Origin of the sequence: Streptomyces sp. NPDC001351 (assembly GCF_042896045.1) — a bacterium.
In the GTDB taxonomy this organism is placed as follows: domain Bacteria; phylum Actinomycetota; class Actinomycetes; order Streptomycetales; family Streptomycetaceae; genus Streptomyces.
On the sequence record NZ_JBIAWS010000011.1, the window covers coordinates 276137 to 298611 of the forward strand.

Annotated in this window: 24 protein-coding genes and 1 riboswitch; of the genes, 12 read left to right on the forward strand and 12 right to left on the reverse strand. The window is 71.5% G+C overall.

Annotated elements, in window-relative coordinates:
* The first annotated feature begins 49 nt into the window (after nucleotides 1-49).
* The 3 genes from ACFY1U_RS35810 to ACFY1U_RS35820 all read left to right on the forward strand — a co-directional run bounded on the left by ACFY1U_RS35810 (nucleotide 50) and on the right by ACFY1U_RS35820 (nucleotide 2028).
* The gene (locus tag ACFY1U_RS35810) at nucleotides 50-685 is read left to right on the forward strand and encodes an ATP-dependent Clp protease proteolytic subunit (RefSeq protein WP_390698197.1); all 636 of its coding nucleotides are present in this window, start codon (nucleotides 50-52) and stop codon (nucleotides 683-685) included.
* Nucleotides 686-692: 7 nt separating this feature from the next.
* On the forward strand, nucleotides 693-1001 hold the full coding sequence (locus ACFY1U_RS35815) for a hypothetical protein (protein ID WP_099927190.1): 309 nt from the start codon (nucleotides 693-695) through the stop codon (nucleotides 999-1001).
* Between the two features lie 338 nt (nucleotides 1002-1339).
* Nucleotides 1340-1551: riboswitch (cyclic di-AMP (ydaO/yuaA leader) on the forward strand.
* Between the two features lie 3 nt (nucleotides 1552-1554).
* On the forward strand, nucleotides 1555-2028 hold the full coding sequence (locus tag ACFY1U_RS35820; protein WP_390698198.1) for a C40 family peptidase: 474 nt from the start codon (nucleotides 1555-1557) through the stop codon (nucleotides 2026-2028).
* A 102-nt stretch (nucleotides 2029-2130) separates the two neighbouring features.
* Here ACFY1U_RS35820 and ACFY1U_RS35825 read toward each other — a convergent pair whose 3' ends face one another.
* Nucleotides 2131-2589, reverse strand: a complete 459-nt coding sequence (locus ACFY1U_RS35825; RefSeq protein WP_390698199.1) for an ATP-binding protein — start codon at nucleotides 2587-2589, stop codon at nucleotides 2131-2133.
* A 213-nt stretch (nucleotides 2590-2802) separates the two neighbouring features.
* Between ACFY1U_RS35825 and ACFY1U_RS35830 the strand changes: the two genes are divergently transcribed.
* A complete protein-coding gene (locus tag ACFY1U_RS35830) occupies nucleotides 2803-3663 on the forward strand; it encodes a helix-turn-helix domain-containing protein (RefSeq protein WP_390698200.1) in 861 nt (286 codons plus the stop codon).
* A gap of 9 nt (nucleotides 3664-3672) precedes the next feature.
* On the forward strand, nucleotides 3673-3900 hold the full coding sequence (locus tag ACFY1U_RS35835; protein ID WP_390698201.1) for a DUF397 domain-containing protein: 228 nt from the start codon (nucleotides 3673-3675) through the stop codon (nucleotides 3898-3900).
* Nucleotides 3901-3971: 71 nt separating this feature from the next.
* On the opposite strand, the gene ACFY1U_RS35840 is transcribed toward ACFY1U_RS35835, so the two are convergent.
* Complete coding sequence (locus ACFY1U_RS35840) at nucleotides 3972-5108, reverse strand: 8-amino-7-oxononanoate synthase (protein ID WP_390698202.1); 1137 nt, start codon at nucleotides 5106-5108, stop codon at nucleotides 3972-3974.
* A gap of 146 nt (nucleotides 5109-5254) precedes the next feature.
* On the opposite strand from ACFY1U_RS35840, the gene bioB reads away from it, so the two are divergent.
* From bioB to bioD, 3 genes are read left to right on the forward strand one after another with little or no spacing between them, the layout of a single operon-like run.
* Nucleotides 5255-6424, forward strand: coding sequence for a biotin synthase BioB (bioB, locus tag ACFY1U_RS35845; RefSeq protein WP_390698203.1), 1170 nt, complete (start codon nucleotides 5255-5257; stop codon nucleotides 6422-6424).
* Entirely contained in the window at nucleotides 6417-7697 is a 1281-nt protein-coding gene (locus ACFY1U_RS35850) for an adenosylmethionine--8-amino-7-oxononanoate transaminase (protein WP_390698204.1), read from the forward strand. The genes bioB and ACFY1U_RS35850 overlap by 8 nt, the downstream gene beginning before the upstream one ends.
* A gap of 7 nt (nucleotides 7698-7704) precedes the next feature.
* On the forward strand, nucleotides 7705-8421 hold the full coding sequence (gene bioD / locus ACFY1U_RS35855; protein ID WP_390698205.1) for a dethiobiotin synthase: 717 nt from the start codon (nucleotides 7705-7707) through the stop codon (nucleotides 8419-8421).
* An 18-nt stretch (nucleotides 8422-8439) separates the two neighbouring features.
* Here the strand turns inward: bioD and ACFY1U_RS35860 are convergent, their stop codons facing one another.
* From ACFY1U_RS35860 to ACFY1U_RS35895, 8 genes are all read right to left on the reverse strand, one after another.
* Nucleotides 8440-8910: an SRPBCC domain-containing protein gene (locus ACFY1U_RS35860; protein ID WP_390698206.1), complete on the reverse strand. Its 471-nt coding sequence runs from the start codon at nucleotides 8908-8910 to the stop codon at nucleotides 8440-8442.
* A gap of 38 nt (nucleotides 8911-8948) precedes the next feature.
* Complete coding sequence (pqqE, locus tag ACFY1U_RS35865) at nucleotides 8949-10094, reverse strand: pyrroloquinoline quinone biosynthesis protein PqqE (RefSeq protein ID WP_390698207.1); 1146 nt, start codon at nucleotides 10092-10094, stop codon at nucleotides 8949-8951.
* On the reverse strand, nucleotides 10091-10363 hold the full coding sequence (gene pqqD / locus ACFY1U_RS35870; RefSeq protein ID WP_390698208.1) for a pyrroloquinoline quinone biosynthesis peptide chaperone PqqD: 273 nt from the start codon (nucleotides 10361-10363) through the stop codon (nucleotides 10091-10093). The genes pqqE and pqqD overlap by 4 nt, the downstream gene beginning before the upstream one ends.
* Nucleotides 10360-11112 (reverse strand): pyrroloquinoline-quinone synthase PqqC, encoded by a 753-nt coding sequence (gene pqqC / locus ACFY1U_RS35875; protein WP_390698209.1) that lies wholly within the window; start codon nucleotides 11110-11112, stop codon nucleotides 10360-10362. Before pqqC ends, pqqD begins: the two co-directional genes overlap by 4 nt.
* The gene (gene pqqB / locus ACFY1U_RS35880; RefSeq protein WP_390698210.1) at nucleotides 11109-12008 is read right to left on the reverse strand and encodes a pyrroloquinoline quinone biosynthesis protein PqqB; all 900 of its coding nucleotides are present in this window, start codon (nucleotides 12006-12008) and stop codon (nucleotides 11109-11111) included. Before pqqB ends, pqqC begins: the two co-directional genes overlap by 4 nt.
* An 8-nt stretch (nucleotides 12009-12016) precedes the next feature.
* Entirely contained in the window at nucleotides 12017-12157 is a 141-nt protein-coding gene (gene pqqA / locus ACFY1U_RS35885; protein ID WP_390698211.1) for a pyrroloquinoline quinone precursor peptide PqqA, read from the reverse strand.
* Nucleotides 12158-12203: 46 nt separating this feature from the next.
* Nucleotides 12204-13340 carry a PQQ-dependent sugar dehydrogenase gene (locus ACFY1U_RS35890; protein WP_390698212.1) on the reverse strand — a complete coding sequence of 379 codons (1137 nt, stop codon included), beginning with the start codon at nucleotides 13338-13340 and terminating at the stop codon, nucleotides 12204-12206.
* An 854-nt stretch (nucleotides 13341-14194) separates the two neighbouring features.
* Nucleotides 14195-16642 (reverse strand): LuxR C-terminal-related transcriptional regulator, encoded by a 2448-nt coding sequence (locus tag ACFY1U_RS35895; protein ID WP_390698240.1) that lies wholly within the window; start codon nucleotides 16640-16642, stop codon nucleotides 14195-14197.
* Between the two features lie 118 nt (nucleotides 16643-16760).
* Between ACFY1U_RS35895 and ACFY1U_RS35900 the strand changes: the two genes are divergently transcribed.
* Both ACFY1U_RS35900 and ACFY1U_RS35905 read left to right on the forward strand, forming a co-directional pair.
* Nucleotides 16761-17447: an esterase/lipase family protein gene (locus ACFY1U_RS35900; protein ID WP_390698213.1), complete on the forward strand. Its 687-nt coding sequence runs from the start codon at nucleotides 16761-16763 to the stop codon at nucleotides 17445-17447.
* Nucleotides 17448-17527: 80 nt separating this feature from the next.
* Complete coding sequence (locus tag ACFY1U_RS35905; protein WP_390698214.1) at nucleotides 17528-18223, forward strand: class I SAM-dependent methyltransferase; 696 nt, start codon at nucleotides 17528-17530, stop codon at nucleotides 18221-18223.
* A 10-nt stretch (nucleotides 18224-18233) separates the two neighbouring features.
* Here ACFY1U_RS35905 and ACFY1U_RS35910 read toward each other — a convergent pair whose 3' ends face one another.
* Complete coding sequence (locus ACFY1U_RS35910) at nucleotides 18234-18608, reverse strand: fic family toxin-antitoxin system, toxin component (RefSeq protein ID WP_390698215.1); 375 nt, start codon at nucleotides 18606-18608, stop codon at nucleotides 18234-18236.
* Nucleotides 18609-18612: 4 nt separating this feature from the next.
* Complete coding sequence (locus ACFY1U_RS35915) at nucleotides 18613-18852, reverse strand: toxin-antitoxin system HicB family antitoxin (RefSeq protein WP_115914075.1); 240 nt, start codon at nucleotides 18850-18852, stop codon at nucleotides 18613-18615.
* Between the two features lie 198 nt (nucleotides 18853-19050).
* Between ACFY1U_RS35915 and ACFY1U_RS35920 the strand changes: the two genes are divergently transcribed.
* Together ACFY1U_RS35920 and ACFY1U_RS35925 are read left to right on the forward strand one after the other, a co-directional pair.
* Complete coding sequence (locus ACFY1U_RS35920) at nucleotides 19051-19866, forward strand: ABC transporter ATP-binding protein (protein ID WP_390698216.1); 816 nt, start codon at nucleotides 19051-19053, stop codon at nucleotides 19864-19866.
* 4 nt (nucleotides 19867-19870) lie between these two features.
* Nucleotides 19871-22438: an ABC transporter permease gene (locus ACFY1U_RS35925; RefSeq protein WP_390698217.1), complete on the forward strand. Its 2568-nt coding sequence runs from the start codon at nucleotides 19871-19873 to the stop codon at nucleotides 22436-22438.
* Nucleotides 22439-22475 lie beyond the last annotated feature (37 nt).

Sequence of the window (22475 nt, forward strand, 5' to 3'; positions counted from 1 at the left end):
GTCATGTACGTCCTGTACATTTTTTACAGACGCAGAAGGAGGGGTACCAATGACCCGACCGTCCGCCCGTTACGTCCTGCCCGAGTTCACCGAACGCACCAGCTCCGGTACCAAGACGATGGATCCGTACTCCAAGCTGCTGGAGGAGCGGATCGTCTTTCTCGGGACACCGATCGACGACACCTCGGCGAACGATGTGATGGCCCAGTTCATGCACCTCGAGTACCAGGCCCCGGACCAGGACATCTCGCTGTACATCAACTCCCCCGACGGCTCGTTCACCGCCATGTCGGCGATCTACGACACGATGCAGTACGTCGGCTGCGACGTGGAGACGATCTGCCTGGGGCAGGCCGGCTCGTCCGCCGCGGTGCTGCTCGGGGCGGGCACACCGGGCAAGCGGTTCGCGCTGCCGGGCGCGCGCGTGGTGATCCATCAGCCGCTGCTGGCCGAGCCCATCGAGGGGCAGACCAGCGATCTGGCCATCCAGGCCGAGGAGTTGGGCCGGATGCGGGACCGGCTGGAGGAGATGCTCGTACGGCACACGGGACGCAGCCCGGAGCAAGTCAGCGCGGACATCGAACGGGACAAGATCCTGAACGCCCAGGAAGCCGTGGAATACGGCCTCGTGGACCGGATCATCCCCAGCCGCAAGGCCACCCTCGCCCCGCCCACCGGGCGGTGAGCGGCCGGTGCTCCCACCCGAACTTCCGCCGCTGCCCGCCCTCACGCGCGCCGAGGGCGAGTTGATCGACCGTTACCTCGACGTGGTCGACCTGCTCGGCCGCATCAACCCGGCGCAGCACGGCGACACGTACCGCGGGCTGCGGGCCGCGCAGGCACTGGTGAGCAAGGCGGCCCAGCTGCGCGACGCCCTGGCGCTGATGCACCAGCGGGGCGAGACGGAACTGCACGCACCGACGCTGGGGCGCGCCCTGCGGGTGCTGGACGGGGAGCGGCGCACCGCCCGGGTCACGGTGCCCCCGCAGTCCGACAGTTGACGCGTGTACGACCGGTCCGGACCTTCCGCCCCGTCGGCGGAGTGTCCGGACCGGAGTTCAAACGGACCAAACGAGGTACCCCCATTCGGCGTAGTCGCGGCTCCTTTTTCGCGACCGTCAGGGTTGCGCAACGCGCCTGACTCAAGGGCGGTTTCTGGTGCTCCGGTGCTGGTCCGAGCCTCCTCGGGGGCCTCAACCCTCCCCCGAACACAGGGGTGTCCACCCGAACGGGTGAGTGGTGAGTAACGACACAAACCCCCGGTTCCATTGGGATTTTCGGACTTGTATGGGTGAAGATCCCTGTCTGACGACAAGCCCCCGCCGCAGCGGCGGGGCGATCCGGGCGGACGCCGAGTCCTGCCGCCGCCCGGATGACCGGTCGACAGGAGTGGATCGGCAGGAGTGGAGGACCCAAGCAAGACGGGTCGCCGGAACGGTCACGCCATGACCGGGTCGAGCAGCCCTTGGGGTGAAGCCGCAGCAGCGGCCGGGCAACTTCGCCAGCCCGAATCCGACAGGTCATCCTTCACAGGCGGCTGACGAAGGGTTGCGCATGACTGCGCTCAATCGTGTCCCGTCGCTCATGGTCCGGGCCGGTACGGCCTCGGCCCTCACCATCGCCGCGGTGGGCGGCTCCATCGTGGTCCCGGGTGTCGCCTCCGACGCCTCGGCAGCCACGATGGCGACGAAGGCACTGCAGATCGCGGCTTCCAAAAAAGGTTCCCCGTACAAGTGGGGCGCCTCGGGACCGCGCCGGTTCGACTGCTCAGGGCTCACGCTGTACTCGTTCAAGAAAGCGGGCAAGATACTGCCCCGTACGGCGGCCCAGCAGTACAACAAGACCGAGCACATCTCCGCGAAGAGCCGGAAGGCCGGAGACCTGGTGTTCTTCCACTCGGGCTCGAACGTCTACCACGTGGGCATCTACGCCGGGAAGGGGAAGATCTGGCACGCCCCGAAGACCGGGGACGTCGTAAAGCTGCAGAAGATCTGGACGTCCAGCGTCTGGTACGGCCGAGTCAGCTGACTCTCCCGCGGGGGCGACGGCAACCTGACATGCCGTCGCCCCCGCGGGGCATTACGCGGCACCGGAGCGCCCCGGGCGCAGCTGCTGGGCACGGTTGAGCGACTACGGCTCCTGCTGCCCCGCTGCCGTCACCGGCTGGGCCGCCACCGTCCACGGAAGTTCGATGGTGACCGTCTTGCCGCCCTCGCGGGTCGGGCGGACATGCAGTCGGCCACCGCATTCGGCGGCCAGCCAGCGGATGATCACCATGCCCCGGCCGTTGTCCTGCTGCACGGCGGCGGGCAGGCGCTTGGGGAAGCGGGGGTGGCTGTCGGTGACACCGATGCGGAGCTGCTCGTCACGGTGGAGTTCGATGTCCACCGTGAAGGTGGGTGACTGACCGAAGGTGTGCTGTACGGAGTTGGTGGCGAGTTCGGAGACGATGAGGCGGACGGTCTCGGCGGCCTCCGTGTCCGCCGGCAGTCCCCACTCGGCCAGCGTGCCGACCACGAAGCCGCGGGCCGCGGAGACCGAGGCGGGATCGCTCGGCAGAGTGACGGATGCTTCCAAATGGTCTGCCATGGCGCGGTCGTCCCTTTCCCACGGGACCGGAGTCCGACACGGAGCGGATGGTTCGAGTACGGTCCCGGACTGGTGCTTCGTCGCCAGACTGCCATTACCGCGCCCGTCACGGGTGGCGATCCACCAAGATATGCATATATCTGTCGCTCAAAGCGGTGAACTCTACGACGAGAGACCGTATTTGGGTGGCACGGAAGGAGTAAGGAGAAGCGCATGCAACACGGTCCCGCGGTGCGCCGCCGGAAACTGGGCGCCGAACTGCGTGCGTTGCGCACGAGCGCGGGGCTCACCAGCGGTGAGGCCGCCCGGCTCGTGGGCTGGCACCAGTCGAAGGTGAGCCGGATCGAGACCGGCGCCAGCGGGGTGAAACCGGCCGATGTGCGGTTACTTCTGGACGCCTACGCCGTGGCGGACGCCCAACTCCGTGAATTGCTGCTGGTGTTGGCGGGTTCCGACGAGGGCGGCGGTCGGCATCACTGGTGGCACGCCTATCGCGGGGTACTGCCGCCGACCTACCGCGATTTCATCAGCCTGGAGTCCCAGGCGAGCGCGATGAGCACGCTGGAGACATCCGTCGTCCCCGGCCTGCTGCAGACGCCCGCCTATGCGCGTGCGGTGACCCGGGCGGCGGTCGGCGGCCTGGACGACGAGCGGCTGGACGCCCTGGTCGAGGTGCGGCTGGCCAGGCAGGACGTGTTGCGTTCGGATCCTCCGCTGAAGCTGAGCGCGGTACTGGACGAGGCGGTGCTGCGCCGGGAGATCGGCGGCCCCGACGTCATGGAGCAGCAGCTCGAGCGGCTCCTGGAGGCGGCCCGGCTGCCTCAAGTACGGCTTCAGGTATTGCCGTTCGCCGCCGGAGCGCATGTCGGCGTCACCGGGCCTTTCGTAATCTTCTCATTTTCGAGCACTTCTGATCTGGACGTGGTTGTTCTCGACCACTTGACGAGTAGCCTCTACCTCGAACGGAAAGAAGACCTCCGGGCCTACACCGAGGCCTTCAACGCCCTTCAGTTCCACGCCCTTTCGCCCGAGGACTCGTTGGATTACATCGCCGGGATAGGTGACGGCGCGTAAGGAGGCACCATGTCCGCTCTGCCTCGGAACGTACCTTCCAGTACCGATCTGCACGACGTGCAGTGGCTGCGCAGCAGCTACAGCACCGGCGCGAACAACTGCGTCGAGACGGCACGGCCGCGCTCCGGCCCCTGGGCCGGGCTGCTCGCCGTGCGCGACTCCAAGGACCCGGCCGGGCCCGCCCTGCTCCTCTCCCCCGAGAGCTGGACGGACTTCACAGCCGCATTCAGGTCCTGATCAGTCCCGATCGGTCCTGATCAGCTCCGATCAGTTCCGCATCGTGCGGCACACGGCCGTGTCACGCCGACTCATGGTCGCGTCTCGCCGATCACACGTACAGCGTGTTCGATCTGCGCCTCGGAGAGGTCCGCGCGCGCGGTCAGCCTGAGCCTTGAGATGCCGTCGGGCACGGAAGGAGGACGGAAGCAGCCCACGGCGAGGCCTGCCGTACGGCAGCCGGCCGCCCACTGCACGGCCCCCTCCGGGGACGGAGCACGCACGGAGACCACCGCGGCGTCCGGGCGTACCGCCTCGTGACCCGCGGCGGTCAGGCGTGCGTGCAGTTCGGCGGCGACCGCACGCGCGCGTGCCGCACGCTCCGGCTCGCGGCGCAGCAGTCGCAGTGCCGCCAGGGCCGCCCCCGCCGCGGCGGGGGCGAGGCCCGTGTCGAAGATGAAGGTGCGGGCCGCGTTGACGAGGTGGTCGATGACCCGGGCGGGGCCGAGGACGACTCCGCCCTGGCTGCCCAGCGACTTGGACAGCGTGGCGGTCACGACGACGTCGTCGGCGCCCGCGAGGCCCGCCGCGTGCGGGGCTCCGCGGCCGCCGTCACCGAGGACGCCCAGGCCGTGCGCGTCGTCGACCAGCAGTCCCGCTCCGCGCTCCCGGCAGACGGCGGCCAGTTCGGCCAGCGGGGCGGCGTCGCCGTCGACCGAGAAGACCGTGTCGGAGACGACGACCGCCGTTGCGGCGTTGTCCTCGTGTGTCTGCAGCGCCTTGCGCACCGACTCCGGGTCGGCGTGTCCCACGACCTGGGTGGTGCCCCGGGCCAGCCGGCAGCCGTCGATGAGGGAGGCGTGGTTGCCCGCGTCGGAGACGATCAGCGAGCCGTGCGGGGCGAGCGTGGTGACCGCGGCGAGGTTGGCCGCGTAGCCGGAGGAGAAGACGAGTGCCGCCTCGAAGCCGCAGAAGCCGGCCAGCTCGTGCTCCAGCTCGGTGTGGAGTTCCGTCGTACCGGTGACCAGTCGCGAACCGGTCGAGCCGCCGCCCCAGGTCCGCGCGGCCACCGCCGCTCCCTCGGCGACGGCCGGATGGTGGGCCAGCCCCAGGTAGTCGTTGCTCGCGAGGTCCAACAGCGGGGAGTCGGCCGGGCGCGGGCGCAGGGTCCGTACGAGTCCGGCGCGGCGGCGCTGCCGCGCCTGTTCGTCGATCCAGCCGAACGCCATGGCTCCTCCGGGCTTTTGTAGGCAGTGAACAGACACTAGCCGGACCGGCCGCACCCCATGGTGTGGCAATACACACACGACGAAGTGTCCCTGTTGTTCAATCTCTCCTTGGCCGGGAGCGCTTCCGTAGGACAGGATCGGCTCTCATGGACCTGCTGAACACGCTGGTGGACAAGGGGCTTCGGCGCGAGCTGCCGACCCGTGAAGAGGCTCTGGCCGTCCTCGCCACTTCCGACGACGACGTGCTCGATGTGGTGGCCGCGGCCGGAAAGGTGCGCCGGCACTGGTTCGGCCGACGGGTGAAACTCAACTACCTCGTCAACTTGAAGTCCGGACTGTGTCCGGAGGACTGCTCGTACTGCTCCCAGCGGCTCGGTTCCAAGGCCGACATCCTGAAGTACACCTGGATCAAGCCGGACGAGGCCTCGCAGGCCGCGGCGGCCGGGCTTGCGGGCGGCGCCAAGCGGGTGTGCCTGGTGGCGTCCGGGCGCGGGCCGACCGACCGGGACGTGGACCGGGTCGCCGGCACCATCAAGGCGATCAAGGAGCAGAACGAGGGCGTCGAGGTGTGCGCCTGTCTCGGTCTGCTCTCCGACGGACAGGCAGAGCGGCTGCGCGAGGCGGGCGCGGACGCCTACAACCACAACCTGAACACGTCCGAGGCGACGTACGGGGACATCACGACCACGCACACGTACGCCGACCGGGTGGACACCGTGACCAAGGCGCACGCGGCCGGTCTGTCCGCCTGCTCCGGTCTGATCGCGGGCATGGGCGAGAGCGACGAGGACCTGGTGGACGTGGTCTTCTCGCTGCGCGAGCTGGACCCGGACTCGGTGCCGGTGAACTTCCTGATCCCGATGGAGGGCACCCCCCTCGCCAAGGAGTGGCACCTCACCCCGCAGCGCTGCCTGCGGATCCTGGCGATGGTGCGGTTCGTGTGCCCGGACGTCGAGGTGCGCATCGCCGGCGGCCGCGAGGTCCATCTGCGCACCATGCAGCCGCTGGCGCTGAACCTGGCCAACTCGATCTTCCTCGGCGACTACCTGACCAGTGAGGGCCAGGCCGGCAAGGCCGACCTGGAGATGATCGCGGACGCCGGCTTCGAGGTGGAGGGCGCCGGCGAGGTGACGCTGCCGGAGCACCGGGTCACGTCGGGCGGCGGCTGCGGCTCCCACGACGGTTCCGGTTGCGGCTCGCACGCGGACGGCGGTGTCTGCGGTACGGCTGCCCCGGCGCCCTCGGCCGAGCCCCGCACCGACCTGGTCGCCATGCGCCACCGCGGCGTCGGCACGGACCTCGCGCCCAATGCCTGACCTGCCCGTCTCCGAGCTGCTCGAGCTCGACCGGCGGCATGTCTGGCATCCGTACGGGCCGATGCCGGGCCGGGTCGAACCGCTCGTCGTGGAGTCGGCGAGCGGGGTGCGGCTGCGGCTCGCGGACGGCTCGGGCGAGCTGGTCGACGGCATGGCGTCCTGGTGGTCGGCCATCCACGGCTACAACCACCCGGTGCTCAACGAGGCCGCGCGCGAGCAGCTCGGCCGGATGAGCCATGTGATGTTCGGCGGGCTCACCCACGAGCCCGCCGTCCGGCTCGCACAGCACCTTGTCGGCATGTCGCCCGACGGTCTGGAGCATGTCTTCCTCGCCGACTCCGGGTCGGTGTCGGTCGAGGTCGCGGCCAAGATGTGCCTGCAGTACTGGCGTTCACTGGGCCGCCCCGGCAAACAGCGGCTGCTGACGTGGCGCGGCGGCTATCACGGCGACACCTGGCAGCCGATGTCGGTGTGCGACCCCGAGGGCGGGATGCACGAACTGTGGAGCGGGGTACTGCCGCGCCAGGTGTTCGTCGACGCGCCCCCGGCCGATTACGAGGAGTCGTACGCGGAGCAGCTGCGCTCGGCGATCGAGCGGCACGCCGGCGAACTGGCCGCCGTGATCGTCGAGCCGGTGGTGCAGGGCGCGGGCGGGATGCGCTTCCACTCCCCCGCGTATCTGCGGGTGCTGCGCGAGGCGTGCGACGCGCATGACGTGCTGCTGGTGTTCGACGAGATCGCGACCGGGTTCGGCCGCACGGGCGCCCTGTTCGCGGCCGACCACGCGGCCGTGACGCCGGACGTGATGTGCGTGGGCAAGGCGCTGACCGGCGGTTATATGACGATGGCGGCGACGCTGTGCACATCCCGCGTGGCCGACGGCATCTCGCAGGGCGAGGTGCCGGTGCTGGCCCACGGCCCGACCTTCATGGGCAATCCCCTGGCCGCGTCCGTCGCCTGTGCCTCGATCGAGCTGCTGCTCGGCCAGGACTGGCTCGGCGAGGTCAAACGGATCGAGACGGGACTGCGGGAGGGGCTGGCACCGGCTGTCGACCTCCCGGGCGTACGGGACGTACGCGTCCTCGGCGCCATCGGAGTCGTGCAGCTGGACCACGCCGTCGACATGAAGGCGGCGACGGACGCGGCCGTGCGCGAGGGCGTGTGGCTGCGGCCGTTCCGCGATCTGATCTACACGATGCCGCCGTACGTCACCGGGGACGCCGACGTGGCACGGATCGCGCGCGCGGTGTGCGCGGCGGCGCGAGAGGGATGAGCACAGCATGACGATCCTGGTGATCACGGGCACCGGCACGGAGGTCGGCAAGACGGTCACGACCGCCGCGGTCGCCGCCTGCGCCCTCAGGGCCGGCCGGTCGGTGGCCGTGCTGAAGGCCGCGCAGACGGGCGTGGGGCCGGACGAGCCCGGGGACGCCGCCGAGGTCGCCCGGCTCGCGGGTGCCGTGACGGCGGCCGAAATCGCCCGCTATCCCGAGCCGTTGGCGCCGGGCACGGCGGCCCGGCGAGCCGGTATGCCCCCGGTGCGCCCCCAGGCGGTCGCCGAGGCCGCGGCCAAGCTGGCCACCGAGCACGACCTGGTGCTGGTCGAGGGTGCGGGCGGGCTGCTCGTCCGCTTCGACCCGGCGGGCGGGACGCTCGCGGACGCGGCGGAGCTGCTGAAGGCGCCGGTGCTGGTGGTGGCGTCGGCCGGCCTGGGCACGCTGAACACGACGGAGCTGACCGCGCGTGAACTCCGTTCCCGCCGGCTCGGCCTGGCCGGGATCGTGATCGGCAGCTGGCCCGACTCCCCCGACCTCGCCTCCCGCTGCAACGTGGCGGACCTGCCGGAGGTGGCCGACGCACCGCTCCTGGGCGCCCTGCCCGCCGGAGCGGGCTCGCTGCCACCCGCCGGCTTCCGCACGAACGCTCCGAGTTGGCTGGCACCGCGGCTGGACGGGACCTGGGACGCGGAGGAGTTCCGGGGCCGGGAGGCGCCGTAGAGCCGCTGACCCGCTGACTCAGCCGGAGCGCTCGTCCGCCTCGACGAGCCGCGCGAGGTTCGCCAGGGCCATGCGCGTGCCGGTCTCGTTGTCGGCGGCGGGCACGGCGTCGGGGATCCCCTCGTGCACGACGAGGACGTCGGTGCCGCCGTCCGCGGCGGTGAGCGTGGTGGTCATCGTCATCGTGCCCCGCAGCGCGGGGTCCGCGGTCTCGAACTCGAGCACCTCGACGACCTGCTCGTCCGGTACGAGCTTCGCGAAATGGCCGTGGTAGGTGTCGGTGTGCGCGGCCGACTTGCCGGTGCCGACCGGCGCGTCGTAGGTGAGCGAGACGCGGAATCGCCCGCCTTCGCGCGCGTCGAATGCGTGCACGTGGCTGCTCATGCCGTCCGGCACGCGCCATTCGGCGATCGCGTCCGCGTCCAGCAGAGCCCGGTAGACCGCCGAAGGCGGGGCTTGCACATGCCGTGAGACCTGCGCCGAGTACATGGGGTCAACATAGTCGTCGGCCCGTGCTCACGCCTGGATCAGGGCAGCTGCCGCGCGATCCCGGGTCGGACCGGTGCCCGCCGCCTGATGGCCGGTCGGCCGTTGGTGCTGTCGTGCGTCAGTGCGCGGATCAGGGCGTGGTCGGGGGAGAGCCGGCAGGCGGGGTCCGTGCGGGATGCGTCGCCCGTGAGGGCGTATGCCTGGCAGCGGCACCCGCCGTGGTCCTCCTCTCGGCGGGAACAGCTGCGGCAGGGGTCGGCCATCCAGTCGGTGCCGCGGTAGCGCCTGAAGGCCGGGGAGTGGTCCCAGATCCAAGCCAGCGGATGGTCCCTGATGTTCGGCGGGTCCAGGTCCGGCAGCGAGGCCGCGGCCGGGCAGGGCAGCACCGTGCCGTCCGGGGCGACGGTGAGCGAGATCACGCCCCAGCCGCCCATGCACGGCTTGGCCGCACCGTCGAAGTAGTCGGGGACGACCCAGACCAGCTCGGGGCCGTCCGGCGTGAGCCGCCGGCGCCACCGCTCGACGGCGTCCCGGGCCCGGGCGAGCTGCTCGCGCGTGGCGAGCAGGGCGGCGCGGTTGAGCAGGCCCCAGCCGTAGAACTGCGCGTTGGCCAGTTCGATGCGGTCCACACCCCAGGACAGGCCCAGTTCGACGACGGCGTCGACGGCGTCGAGGTTCTCGTGGTGCAGGACGACGTTGAGGCCCAGAGGCAGGCCCGCAGCCCGTACGAGTGCGGCGGCCCGTTCCTTCTCGCCGAAGGAACGGCGTCCGGCGATCCGGTCCGAGGCGCGCGGGTCGGCGTGCTGGACGGACAGCTGGACGCTGCGCAGCCCGGCGGCGGTGAGCGCGGCGAGCCGCTCCCGGTCCAGGCCCACACCGCTGGTGACCAGCTGTGTGTAGATCCCGGCGGCCTCGGCCGCGGCGACGATCTGCTCCAGGTCCCGGCGCAACAGGGGCTCACCGCCCGAGAGATGGGTGTGGACCACGCCGAACTCGCCCGCCTGGCGCATCACGTCCGCCCACTGCCCGGTGGTCAGCTCGCGTGAACGCCGGGTCAGCTCCAGCGGGTTGGAGCAGTACCCGCAGTGCAGGGGGCAGGCATGCGTGAGTTCGGCCAGCAGCGCCCAGGGCCGGGCGGGCGCGGGCGCCGGCGGGGCCGGTGCGGTCGGATCGGTGAGGGTCATCGCAGCCAGCCCTCCCGGCGCAGCCGTTCGAGGAAGGGAGGGACGTCGGTGGCCACGGGGGCGCCCGGGAAGCGTTCGGACAGTTCGTCGACGATGTCGTGCACGCTCCGGGCGCCGTCGCACAGGGCGACGACCGCGCCGGCCCCGCCCTGCAGGACGACGACACGTTCGGGAAGGAGCAGCAGGTCCGTGTCCCGGGTGTGGTCGTGCCGCAGGAGGACGGCGGGTGCCGGCACGGGCCGCCAGTCGGTCACCGACGTCGCGCTCACCCCTGCTCCCTGCGGCCCGCCTGGTCCACGGCGTCCAGCAGCGACCACAGGACGTCGCACTTGAAGCGCAGCGCCGCCAGGGCCCGCTCCTGGTCCTCCCGGCTGCGGGCCCAGTCGAGCACCAGGTCGAGGGCCTCACGGCTGTCGCGCCGGCCCTGGGAGACCCGGGTGCGGAAGTAGGCGAGGCCCTGCGGTTCGATCCACCGGTAGTGGCGTTGGAAGGCCTCGATGCGGGTGCGCATCAGATCCGGGGCGGACAGTTCGGTCAGCGACGCGGCGACGGCTTCGAGGGGCGTGCGCAGCCGGCAGAAGTTGACGTATCCGTCGACCGCCAGCCGTACGCCCGGCAGCACGCCGTCGCCGGCGAGCAGCGTCTCACGGGGCAGGCCGGCCGCCTCACCGAGCCGCAGCCACCGGTCGAGGCCGCCCTCGCGGTCCTGCTGCCCGTCGTGGTCCGTGATGCGGCGCAGCCACATCCGGCGCAGTACCGGGGTGTCCAGCTTGGCCGTGATCAGGGCGTCCTTGACGGGGATGTGGCGCTGGTAGTGGAAGCGGTTGACGATCCAGCGGCGGAGTTCGTCCTGGCTGAGATCACCGCTGTGCATACGGAGGTTGAAGGGGTGGCTGTCGTGGTACCGCTCCTCCCCCACCGCGCGCAGCCGTGCCTCGAACTCGGCGGGGCGCCAGGGCTCCGCGAGCGGGTCGGGTGCCGTGTTCCGTGCGGTCGTATTCAGTGCTGTCGTGCTCATAGGTCGATCACCATCCCGTCGTACGCCACCTCGAGGCCCAGCCGTGCGAGCCGCTTGTGCTGGGGCGCGGCCGGGTCGACGAGGGGGTTGGTGTTGTTGAGGTGGGTGTAGAGGCACCGGGCGGAGAGGCGGGCCAGGCGTTCGGCGGTTCCGTCCGGTCCCTCGATGGGCAGATGGCCCATGCCGGTGGCGGTGCGTTCGGAGATGCCCGTGCGGCGGGGCTCCTCGTCGTCCCAGAAGGTGCCGTCCACGATGACGCAGTCGGACTCGGCGGCAGCCTGCTGGAAGCGGTCCGGCCAGGCGGCCAGGGCGGGTGCGTACAGCGCGGTGGCGCCGGAGGCCGGGTCGTACAGGCGCAGCGCCACGACCCATGCGTCGTCGTCCGGGGCGTCGGCGGCGTACCGCGGGCGCTTGCCCGAGACCGGGATGCCGCTGATCTGCAGGCCCGAGGCGCCGCGGTCCAGCGGTTCGGCGCCGCGGGGCGGCAACTCCCGCCAGGTGAGGGAGGTGTACGGGGCCAGTACGTCGCCAAGGTGCAGGCGCTCCAAGAGCGCCCGCCGGACCGGGGCGGTGGAGATCACCTGGAGGGCGTCCGCCTCGCGCAGCCGTGCGATGCCCAGGGTGTGGTCCAGTTCGGCGTCGGTGAGGACCAGTCCGGCGAGCGGTGTCTGCCGGGGGCCCGGTCCCGGGTGGAGTTCGGGCCGGGCTTCGATCTGGTCGCCGATGTCGGGTGTCGCGTTGACGAGGTACCAGCGGCCGTCGTCGGTCCGTACGGCGAGGGAGGCATGACGGCGGCGTCGGCCCGGGTGGGCGCGTGCCCCGGAGCATCCGGAGCACGCGCAGTTCCACTGGGGGATGCCGCCGCCTGCGGCGGTGCCGAGTACCAGCAGCAGCATGGCGCCGGCTAGCGGGAGCTGAGGGAGTAGGCGGTGACCTCGAGGGCGGTGTCGACGACCTCGTAGGCGGGCGTCTGCCAGGCGGCCCCGTCCGCGTCCTGCGAGGCGATCTGCTCGACCGGCCTGAGCTGCTCCGTGGCTTCGTTCATGGGTGATACGTCCTCTTCGGTGGGGTTTCTGGGGGTGCAGGGAGGGTCACTTGAGGGAGACGCGGAGGATTTTGTCCTTGCCGTATCCGAGGTCGCTGGTGCCCACCCACAGTTCGTCCGCGCCGGGCACCTTGGCAATGGCGCGCAGGCGACCGAAGCGGCCGGGGTAGAAGTCGACCGGCGTGCCGGTGAACTCGCTGTCCTCGTCGATCGGGATGCGCCACAGCCGCTTGCCGCGCAGCGACGTCACATAGATCACGTTGTCCACGATGACGAGCTGGGCGGGCACGCCCCACTCCGGGTGGAACACAACCCTGGGGGTGGTCATGCCCTTGACGTCACAGCCGCCCTCGCAGGCGGGGAAGCCGTAGTTGGCGCCCGGTTTGATCAGGTTGATCTCGTCCCAGGTCTGGTCGCCGACCTCCGTCTCCCACAGGCGGCCGCTGCGGTCCCAGGCCAGGCCCTCCGGGTTGCGGTGGCCGTAGCTGTAGACGCGGGTGCCGAACGGGTTGCCGGGGGCCGCGGCGCCGGTCCTGGTGATGCGGAGGATCTTCCCGTTGAGCGACTTCTTGTCCTGCGCGAGGTTCGGCTGGTAGGCGTCGCCGGTGGAGACGTAGAGGTAACCGTCGGGGCCGAAGGCGATCTGGCCGCCGTTGTGGTTGCCGACCCGCTTGATTCCGCCGAGCACCACCTTGTAGTTCGAGAGCGAACTGCCGTCGTAGTCCATTCTGACGACCTGGGTCCGGGTCCTCGTGGTGTGCACGAAGAACACCTGCTTGTCGGTCGTGCCGTTCCAGGTCGGGGAAGGGGCGACACCCAACAGGCCGCCGGGGCCGTCGTCATAGGGTTCGGGGACGGTGTTCGGCACTTCGCCGACCCATGTCCTGCGCCCGTCCCGGTCGAGGCGGTAGACCTGGTAGGTGAGCCGCTCGGTCACCAGCGCCGAGCTTCCGTCCGGCATGAACTTGATCTCCCAGGGCGTCTGCCATCCCGTGGAGAGCGTGCTGACGTCGTCCGTCGGAGCACCGCCGTCCGCGGCGGCGGCCGTGAGCGCGGAGGTGGACGGCGTCGCGGCGGCAGGGGCCGACTGCGGCAGACCGGCCGCGAGCAGTGCGGCCGCAGCGGCGAGCGAGCCCAGCACGATCCGGGACGGACGCCGCACGGAGCGGTCTGGGTCTGTCATGTCGGCGCCCTTCGTCGTTCCTGGAGTGAACCGTCGTGACGCGGCGTGTCCACACGCTCGCGAAGGGCAGCGTATTTCGCGAACATGGCTACAGCCTGTATTGAAATCATGAGAATTGGCATTATGTACGCCATTCGGGTGAGCCGTCGGCGCACGGGCCGCGGGTGCGGTGAAGGGCACGGCTGCGGGACGGGCCGACACCTGCGGAGCGGCCCCACCGCAGGGCCGGACCAAGCAAGTGCCATACAGTCCACGGGACTTGACGAGGAGCCGGAAGGAGCGCAAGGCCTCCCCTTGGCCCAACTCGCCGTGTCCTGCCGGCCGGTGGCCTCGGAGCAGTTGTCGCCGGAGCCGCAGCGCCCCCGGTCGCCGCTTCGCCGACGGCCGGTTCCCTTCCTCTCCACCTCGCCGGACCACCGGGCCCGCGCCGGTGTCTGCGGTGGAGTTGCATCTGATCGCCCCGTCGAGAGTGTCGTGCTCTCCCGGTCCGACGGCGACGACGACGTCCGGAGCAGAGCGGTCGCGGGGCGCGCCGCCGACCTGCGTTTCGTGCTGGACTGCCGGGCCGAGCTGAACCGGGACCTTCGGGCACTCCCGGGGCGGGGCGGCGGCAGCAGCCGCCATGGACCTTGACGCTCGGGTGCGGGCCGGTGCCGACCTGGCGGCGCCTTGTTTGGCCCTCTCCCCCCAGCTGGGAGGGCGTACGGGCCACCGTGCGGGCCTTCTTCGACGCCCACCTGCGCGACTGCCCCGACACGTCGCATGTACTGACGGGCACTTCACCGCGCCGTCCGGAGATCCGTTACGTGGCCGGCTGAGCGTCTCAGCGGACGGCACTTCGCGGCCCGCAGGCGTCATGGCGCGTGCCCGCCGTCCTCCAGCAGCCGCACCAGGTCGATCCGTGAGCGGATGCCCAACCGGCTGAACACGCCCCGCAGATGGTGGTCGATCGTGCGGGGGCTGAGGGCGAGGCGGGCGGCGATCTCGCGGTTGGTGGCGCCGTCGGCGGCCATGCGGGCGATCAGGAGCTGCTGGGCCGTCAGGCGCGTGACGGGGTCGTCGGTGCGTCCGGGCGCGGGGGCGGCGGGAACACCCAGCGCGCGGAGTTCGGCGCGGGCCTGTGTCGCGCAGTGCGGGGCACCGAAGTACTCGAACGCCTCCAGGGCGCTGGACAGCCGGTCGCGGGCCTCCGTGCGGCGGCGCAGCCTGCGCAGCGCGCTGCCGAACAGCAGCTCCGTGCGGGCGCGTTCGAAGTCGCGGTCGCCCCGCGCGTGCAGGTCGAGTGCCGTGCGGTAGTGCTCGACGGCCTCGTCCCCGGGCGCGAGCAGGGCGCTGCAGCGGGCGCTGAGGGCCAGGTCGTCGCTGCTGCGCACGGCGCTCGCCCAGCGGTGGTAGTCGGCGTGCGCGGCCCGGGCGACGCGGGTGTCGCCGGTGCGTACGGCGGCCTCGACGTAGTGCGGGGTGGCCAGGTGGCGGATGGCGCGGTGGCCGTGGCCCGGGCCGAAGCCGGCGAGGGCGCGCAGCCGGGCCGCGGCTCCCGCGAAGCGGCCGTCGGCGAGGTCGAGGAAGGCGAGCGCCCACTGGGCGAGCGCGGCGGGCAGGCCGAGGCCGCGGGCAAGGGCGTACGACCGCGCGGTGGCGGCGCGTTCGCGGCAGGTGACCGCGTCGCCGGTGACCGCCGCGAACATGGCGAGGGCGGCCTGCAGATGGCACGCGCCGTTGTCCTGCCCGGTGGCGTACGCCTGCCGCAGGGCGTCCGTGGCGGTGGCCGCGCCGGCCTGCGGGCGTCCGGTCCAGAAGTCGGCGTAGGCACGGAACTCCAGCGCCTGCGCCACGGTGGCGGCGGCGCCCCGCGCCCGGGCCGAGGCGGCCGCCCGGACGGTGGCGGTGGCGGCCCGGGTGTGGTCGCCGAGCATCAGCGCGGCGATCCCGGCATGCACCAGCAGGGTGGGGTCCCCTCCCGGCCCGCACCGCCCGGCCGCCGCCTCCAACAGCCCTCTCGCATCCTCGTACCGCCCCTCAAAAGCGGCGACGAGCCCGCCCAAGGTGCCGGGCGCCGCGATGCCCAGCCGCCCGGCCACGACGGCGGCCTCCCGGCAGCGGCGCAGGTCACCGGTGTAGATGGCGGCTTCGGTGGCGCGGGCGAGGAGGTGGGCGCCGGGCGCGGAGTCCCGGGCCGCGCGCTCACGAACCGCTCCCGTCCCGTGCGGTGTCGATCCGGCACGCCGGTCGGCCCGCGCCCCCGTGGCGTCCGCCGCTTCCGCAGGCCGGCGGGCTCCGGCGCCGCCCTGTTCGCTCCGTCCCGGTGCACCGGCGCCGCCGCGCTCTCCGCGTCCCGGTGTTCGCCCGACGTCACCGCCTCGCGCGCCCTCCATCTGTCCGGCGCCACGCGGCTTCTTCGGGGCGTCCGGCAGTCCGTTCCCGCTCCCCTGGTCGTCCTCCCCGTCACCGCCCTCGACCACCGCCGTCAGCAGCGCGTCGAAGGCCTCCGTCGCGTTCCCCGCCCGGAGTGCGAACAGGCCCGTCAGTCCGTCGTCGGGTCTCGCGGTGGCTGCCAGGCGGCGGGCGCGGTCCGCGTCGCCCGAGTGCCAGGCGGCCGTGGCGGCGCGGGCGCGGAGGCGGGACTGTTCGGACGGGGTGGGACTGAGGGTGGCGGCGCGTTCCAACAGAGCGCGGGTCAGGGTGAGTTGGCCGGCGGCGCGGGCCTGCCCCGCCGCGGCGCGCAGTTCCGCCGCCAGGCGGGCGCTCGGGCCGAGGGCGCCCGCCCCGCGGTGCCAGGAGCGGCGGGGTGTCTCACCGGCGCCGTGCAGGACCCGCGCCAGCAGTCGGTGGACGTCACGGCGGTCCGCCGGGGAGCCCGTCTCGTACGCCGCGATCCTCGTCCAGGCGTCCCGGAAGACGACACCGCCCGCTCCCGCCTGTGCGATCCCGGCCGTCTCGGCGGCTTCCAGCGGCCGGGTGTCGAGGCGGACGGCCGCCACCGCGCGCAGGAAGGCGTGGGTGGCGACCGGGTACTGGTCCGCGGCCGCGAGCAGCAGGAGCAGACGGGTGTCGTCCGGGAGGGCCCGGATCTCCGCGCGGTGCGAACGCAGCAGGCCGGGGGCGAGTGCGGACGGCTGCGTCGGGAGCGGGTCGAGGCCCGCCGACTGGCGGTCGGTCAGCAGCGGTACGAGTTCGGCGGCGGCGCGCGGATCACCGTAGACGGCGTGCAGGACCCGTACGCGGACGCCCTCGGGAAGCTGGGACGCCGTGCGCCGCGGTGGCGAAGTGCGGTCAAGAGGAGGGGGGTTCACCGGAGTCACCACTCAACTGACGTTACTGGCGAGTTAATTGAACCGTAAAGACCGGCGATTTCGCCGATGCGTCGCGCGTAGACCCGAGCCGACACTCCTGGCGACCCCACCCCCGTCAGGAGGCACCATGCAGCGCCACAAGCGTCGTATCGCCACGGCATTCCCGGCCGTGGTCGCATCGCTCCTGCTGTCCCTCTCCCTCTCCGCCGCCCCCGCTCGGGCGGCGACCCACGACCCGATCGTGTTCGTGCACGGCCTCAGCGGTGACGCGAGCGGCTGGAACGACTGGGTCGCGGACTTCGAGGCGGACGGCTACTCGTCCTCCGAGCTGTACGCGTGGTCGTACGACTGGGGGCAGTCCAACGCCACCACCGCGCAGCAGCTGGCCACCGAGGTCGAGAACGTGCTGGCGAAGACCGGTGCGTCCAAGGTCGACATCGTCGCCCACTCGATGGGGGTGCTCAGCTCCCGTTACTACCTGAAGAACCTCGGCGGAACGGCGTACGTGGACGACTTCGTCTCGGTCGCCGGGGTGAACCACGGTACGTCCGTCGCCTCGTGGTGCGCGTGGCTGTACACGTCCTGCAAGGAGATGCAGATCGGCAGTTCGTATCTGACCGCCCTGAACTCGGGCGACGAGACACCGGGCGCCGTGTCCTACGCGAGCTACTGGTCGGACTGCGACGCCGCGGTCGTCCCGAACAGCTCGGCGCTCCTGAACGGCGCGACCAACGTCGACGCCGGCTGCATCTCGCACACCGACATGAACAACGACCACGGCGTGTACGAGCAGGTGCGCGACTTCGTCTCGTGAGCCGCGCCTGAACCGGCGGGGGTGCGCGGGGCCCGTCCGGGGGAGAATCGCGGTAGGCCCGTCCTGCCGAGGAGGTCCTCATGCCACTGCGGTCCCCCGGCGCCGCCAAGCCGGCGCGGGATCCCGTGCACCATCCGCTGTTCGCCCGGTACTACGCCCGGATCAGTGTGACCGCCGAGACCCGGCTGGGTATGGGCGGCGTCCGCGACCGGCTCCTGTCCGGTCTGTCCGGGCGGGTCATCGAGATCGGCGCGGGCAACGGACTGAACTTCGCGCACTATCCGAGAACGGTCTCGGAGGTGGTGGCGATCGAACCGGAGCGCCGGCTGCGGCAGTTGGCCCTCGACGCAGCCCGCCGCTGCGAGGTGCCGGTGGATGTCGCGCCGGGTGCCGCGGAGGCACTGCCCGTCAAGAGCGAAGCCTTCGACGCGGTGGTGATCTCGCTGGTGCTGTGCAGTGTGCGGGACATGCCGCGGGCGCTCGCGGAGATACGGCGGGTGCTGCGGCCCGGCGGCGTGGTGCGGTTCTTCGAGCACGGCCGGGGCGGCGGACCGGCGATGACCTTCACCCAGCGCGCCCTGGACCGCACGCTGTGGCCGCCCCTCAGCGGCGGCTGCCATCTGGCCCGCGACCCGGTCGCCGCGCTGCGCGAGGCCGGGTTCGAACTCGGCCCCTACCGGCGGATGCTGATGCCGCAGAAGGGGCCGAGACTGCCCACCTCGTACTGCGTGCTGGGCACGGCGTGGCGGCCGGATCCCGGCGGGGCGGGCACCTGAACCTCCCTGCTCACAGGGTCCAGCCGCGCAGCTCCGCCGCGATGTCGTACACCGTGGCGTTGCCCTTCTTGACCAGGCGGGCCAGGTCGCGCACCTGCACCGGCGAAGTGGTGACCCGCAGGCCGCTGGCGACGAGGTAGGCGTATGCGACGGCCGAGGCGAAGAGTGCGTTCGAGCGCTCCAGCGCGGGGATGTGCATGAGGAGTTGGAGCAGTGCCGCCGCGCGTGCGTGCGGGTTGTCGTAGACGGGGACGTCGAATATCTCGGCCTCGTGGCGCGCGACGGCCGCGACGAGGGCGCCCCAGTCGGTGACCTGGGGGTCTCCGGGCGTCTTCTGTTCGGCGAGCATGAGAAGCCAGGCGAGATCGATGCTGAGGTTGCTCAAGGGATCAGCGGCGACCTTCGCGCGTGCTGTCGTCCTCGCCGGCGAACTCCTCGGCGAAGACCGCCTCGTACTGCTTCATGAAGTCGGCGGCGGCCTCGACGAACGTCTGGCCGACCTCCCCGGTGTCCTGTCTCACGAGTTCCTCGATGTAGCGGTTGACGCTCATGCCGCGGGCCAGGGCGCGCTCGCGGGCGGCACGGGCCGTGCCCTCGTCCACTCTCACGTTCAGCTGGGTCTTCGCCATACTTCAAAGCTAGCGCCGAAGTGCTAGCACGACAAGAGCTCCTCCCCCGGATGGAGCGTGCCCCTTACATCGGAATCAGGGACCCGACCTGCGGTGGAGACCACCCGGGACCTTCGGCGGATATCCGGTGTGGGCGGGATCACACTACTCTCGGCCGGGACGGAGGAGTCGACACTCCATGCGAGCGAGGAGGCAGCGTTGACCACTGCAGCTGCGGAGCATGCCCCCGGCCATGCGTCGGCCGACGGGATCGCGGCCCGCGCCCGCGGTCTGACCAAGGCCTACGGCTCGGGTGAGACGACCGTGCTGGCCCTGGACTCGGTGGACGTGGACATCGCGCGCGGCCGCTTCACCGCGGTCATGGGGCCTTCGGGCTCCGGGAAGTCCACGCTGATGCACTGCCTGGCGGGGCTCGATTCGGTGTCGGCCGGCCAGGTGTGGCTCGGCGACACGGAGATCACGGGGCTGAAGGAGCGCGAGCTGACCCGGCTGCGCCGGGACCGGATCGGGTTCATGTTCCAGTCCTTCAACCTCATCCCGACGCTGAACGCGGCCGAGAACATCACCCTGCCCATGGACATCGCGGGCAAGAAGCCCGACGAGAAGTGGCTGGACCAGGTCATCGACACCCTCGGGCTGCGGGACCGCCTGAAGCACCGGCCCTCCCAGCTGTCCGGCGGGCAGCAGCAGCGGGTGGCGTGCGCGCGGGCGCTGGCCTCCCGGCCCGAGCTGATCTTCGCGGACGAGCCGACCGGCAACCTCGACTCGCGGGCCGGGCTCGAGGTGCTCGCCTTCCTGCGCGAGGCCGTCGACAGCCTCGGCCAGACCGTCGTCATGGTCACCCACGACCCGGGCGCCGCCGCCCACTCCGACCTGGTGCTCTTCCTCGGCGACGGACGGATCGTCGACGAGATGGAGCGCCCGACGGCGGAGGCGGTTCTCGAACGAATGAAGCGTTTCGACGTGATCCGCAGCCAGTTCGACGAGAGCGCCGCTCCCGCCGAGGAGGGCTGACACTGTGCTCAAGGCGACACTCCGCAGCTTCCTCGCCCACAAGGGGCGGCTGCTGCTCTCCGCGCTGGCGATCATCCTGTCCGTGGCGTTCGTCGCGGGCAGCCTGATCTTCTCCGACACGGTCACCCGCACCTTCGACCGGCTCTTCCACTCCACCTCCGCCGATGTGACCGTGGAGCCGAAGCAGGACCTCAAGTCCCGGGTGCCGACCGGCGCGGCCGAGACGGTGCCCGCCTCGCTCGCGGCGCGGGTGGCGAAGGTCGACGGGGTCGCCTCGACCCACGCGGACGTCAGTGTCCAGAACATCACCGTCGTCGACAGCAGGAACAAGTCGGTCGGCCCCACCACCGGGGCGCCCACCATCGCCTCCGACTGGTACCTCACCGACCGCAGCCCGGTGAAACTGACCTCGGGCCACGCCCCGCAGGGCGGCGGCCAGGCACTCCTGGACGCCGACACCGCCGACAAGAAGCACGTGAGGATCGGCGACACCCTGACCGTGCTCGCCCAGCCGGGCACCTTCAGGGTCAGGGTCGTCGGTATCGCCACCTTCACCACGACCAACCCGGGCGCGGCCCTGGTCTTCCTCGACCCGAAGACGGCGGCGACCCAGCTGCTCGGTTCGGCGGGCAAGGCCACCAGCATCCAGGCCAACGCGGCGAAGGGCGTGAGCGACGCCCAGCTCAAGAGCCGTGTGGCGGCCGTGGTCGACACCGGCGCCTATGACGTGAAGACCGCCGACGAGCAGGCCAAGTCGGCCGCCTCGGACCTCGGCGGCTTCCTCGACGTCATCAAGTACGTGATGCTCGGCTTCGCCGGGATCGCCGTCCTGGTCGGCATCTTCCTGATCGTCAACACCTTCTCCATGCTCATCGCCCAGCGCACCCGGGAGCTGGGTCTGCTGCGGGCGCTCGGCGCCGACCGGCGGCAGGTGCGGCGGTCCGTGCTCACCGAGGCGATCCTGCTCGGCCTGGTCGGCTCGACGCTGGGCCTGGCGGCGGGCATCGGGCTCGCGGCCGGGCTGATCAAGCTGATGAGCGTGTTCGGGATGAACCTCAAGACCACGGAGATGGTCGTCGGGTGGGGAACCCCCGTGGCCGCGTACGTCGTCGGCGTCGGCGTCACGTTCGTGGCCGCGTATCTGCCGGCCCGGCGCGCGGCGACCGTCTCCCCGATGGCCGCGCTCGCCGACGCCGAGATCGCCGGGATCGGCAAGCCGCTCAGGACGCGGGCGATCGTCGGCTCGGTCGTGGGAGCGCTCGGCGCGGCGGCCCTGGTCGGCTGCGCCACGGCGACGAGGACCGCCTCGTCGGCCTCGCTGCTGGGGCTCGGCGTCGTGTTGACCCTGATCGCGACGGTGATCGCGGGACCGCTGCTGGTCCGCCCCGTCATCCGGGTCCTGGGTGCGGCCTTCCCCGCCCTGTTCGGTTCGATCGGCCGCATGAGCCAGCGCAACGCCCTGCGCAACCCGCGCCGTACCGGGGCCACCGCCGCCGCCCTCATGGTGGGCCTCGCGCTCGTCGGCGGTATGTCCGTGGCCAGCGCCTCCATGTCGAAGTCCTTCGACCAGCAGATCGACAAGACGCTGGGCGCCGACTTCATCGTCCAGAACACCAACTTCGTGCCCTTCAGCAAGGAAGTCACCGACAAGGTCCGCGCCACGCGGGGCGTCGGCCTCGTCGTACGGCAGCGGTTCGCACCGGTGGCCGTACGGCTCCCGGACGGCAAGCGCATCGAGACCACCGCGGCGGGCTACGACGGCAAGGTCGACGACGTCGCACACGTGACGTACGCGGCCGGGAACTCGGCGGCGGCACTGGCGGGCGGCAGCATCGGCATGGACGTCAAGTTCGCGAAGAAGCACGACGTCAGGATCGGCAGCACCATCCCCGTCGAGTTCCCGGCCGGCCGCAGGACCGAGCTGAAGGTCGGCGCCCTCACCGACCAGGACCAGGCCGAGGGCTTCGGCATGCAGGGCGGGCTGTTCTTCGGCATCGCGACGGTCGAGAAGTACGTGCCCGGCGGACAGGACTCCGCGCTGTACGTCAACAAGGCCTCCGGCACGAGCGCCGACCAGCTGCGCAAGGGCCTGGAGCACACGCTCGAGCCGTATCCGCAGGTCCAGGTCCGCAACGAGGCCGACTACAAGACGCTGGTGCACGACCAGATCGCCGTGCTGCTCTATCTGGTGTACGCGCTGCTGGGGCTGGCGATCATCATCGCGGTGCTCGGCGTGGTCAACACCCTCGCCCTGTCGGTGGTGGAGCGGACCCGGGAGATCGGGCTGCTGCGGGCCATCGGACTCGCCCGGCGGCAGCTGCGCCGGATGATCCGGCTGGAGTCGGTGGTGATCGCGGTGTTCGGCGCGGTGCTCGGGCTGGCTCTCGGTCTCGTGTGGGGTGTGTGCACCCAGCAGGTCCTGGCGCTGCAGGGCATGAAGGTCCTCGCGATCCCGTGGACCACGATCGTCGCGGTGGTGATCGGCTCCGCGGTGGTGGGCATCGTGGCGGCACTGCTGCCCGCGTTGCGTGCATCCCGCATGAATGTACTGGCGGCCATCGCGCACGAGTGATGGAATCGCGGCCGACGCTCAAGTCCCTTGTCGGTGA